The sequence below is a fragment of the Mesorhizobium sp. M7A.F.Ca.CA.002.09.1.1 genome, assembly GCF_003998555.1.
Lineage (GTDB): Bacteria > Pseudomonadota > Alphaproteobacteria > Rhizobiales > Rhizobiaceae > Mesorhizobium > Mesorhizobium ciceri.
The window spans coordinates 1-1,321 of the sequence record NZ_RZRR01001207.1 but is presented as its reverse complement, the minus strand read 5'-3'; the positions used below and the strand labels follow the sequence as shown (position 1 = coordinate 1,321).

The window sequence follows — 1,321 nt, the reverse complement described above, 5'->3', positions numbered from 1 at the left end:
TGGCGCCCGAGATCGCCGACCTGCAGCGGCAGGTCAAGGATGCGGAGGCGAAGGTCGCCGCCTACCGAGCCCAGTCCGATCTTCTGATGGGTGGCAACAATTCGGTGCTGGCCACCCAGCAGCTTTCGGAACTGTCGAGCGAACTGTCGAAAGTGCGCGCCAACCGCGCTGCGGCCGAAGCGACCGCCGACGGTGTGCGCAGGGCGCTGCAGAATGGCGGTTCGCTGGACGCAGTGCCGGAGGTTCTGTCATCGGACCTGATCCAGCGCTTGCGTGAGCGACAGGTCGAATTGCGCTCCAACATCGCCGATCTGTCGACGACGCTGCTTGGCAATCATCCGCGCATTCGCGCGCTGAAATCGCAACTGTCCGATCTCGACGCGCAGATCCGCAGCGAGGCCCAGAAGATCATGAAAGGCCTGTTGATGCAGGCCGAGACGGCAAAGGCCCGCGAGAACCAGCTCGTCGCCGACGTCAACACATTGAAAGCCGCTTCGGCGCAGGCCGGCGAACAACAGGTCGACCTCGACGCACTGCAGCGCGACGCGACCGCCAAGCGACAGCAGCTCGAACTCTACCTGACCAACTACCGCGAAGCCGCTTCGCGCCAGGACCGCAACTATCTGCCGGTCGACGCCCGGATCGCCTCGAAGGCGTCGGTTCCCTCCGAGGCCTATTTCCCGAAGGTGGGGCCGATCGTCGGCGCGGCTTTCGCCGCATCGCTGCTGATCATGGCCATCGTGACGCTTCTGCGGGAGCTGTTCTCAGGCCGCGCGATGCGGCCGGCGAGCGGTTCCCGTTTCGAACGGATCGATGAGGTCGCGATGCCCCATGTGGCGCAGACGCCGGCCGCCAAGCCATTTGTCCGCCACGAGCCTGCCGTCTTCCAGGAACCCGTCATTCACCAGGAACTGCCTGAACCTGCGCATGAAGCCGATGCGGAGCCTTTTGCCGCTGCGATGCAGGCCATGGCCGAGGCGCCGGATGCGGTCGCAATGCCCGCTACGGCGGCGACAGAGCAAACGGTTGTCGAGCCCGAACCGGCGCGCTCCACCCTGGGCGAGATCGACATCGAAAGGGCTGCCGAAAAGCTGATCTCAAGCGGTGCGGCGCGCGCCATATTCGTCTCGCCGGAAGGCGACGAGGCGGCTGCATCGGCGATCCTGGTGGCGCGCGAAGTCGCCGACGCCGGGCTGCGCGTGCTGTTGCTGGACCTCACAGCGTCGGGGGCCGCCTCGCGGCCGATGCTGGACAGCGGACTTTTTCCCGGCATCACCAACCTGCTCGCTTCGGAAGCGCAGTTCAGTGACGTCATCCATGC

The 1,321-nt window shown here is 65.7% G+C and carries 1 pseudogene; it reads left to right on the top strand.

The window, feature by feature from the left end:
- A pseudogene (locus EN994_RS31830) lies at positions 1-1,321 on the top strand (exopolysaccharide transport family protein); the annotation flags it as partial.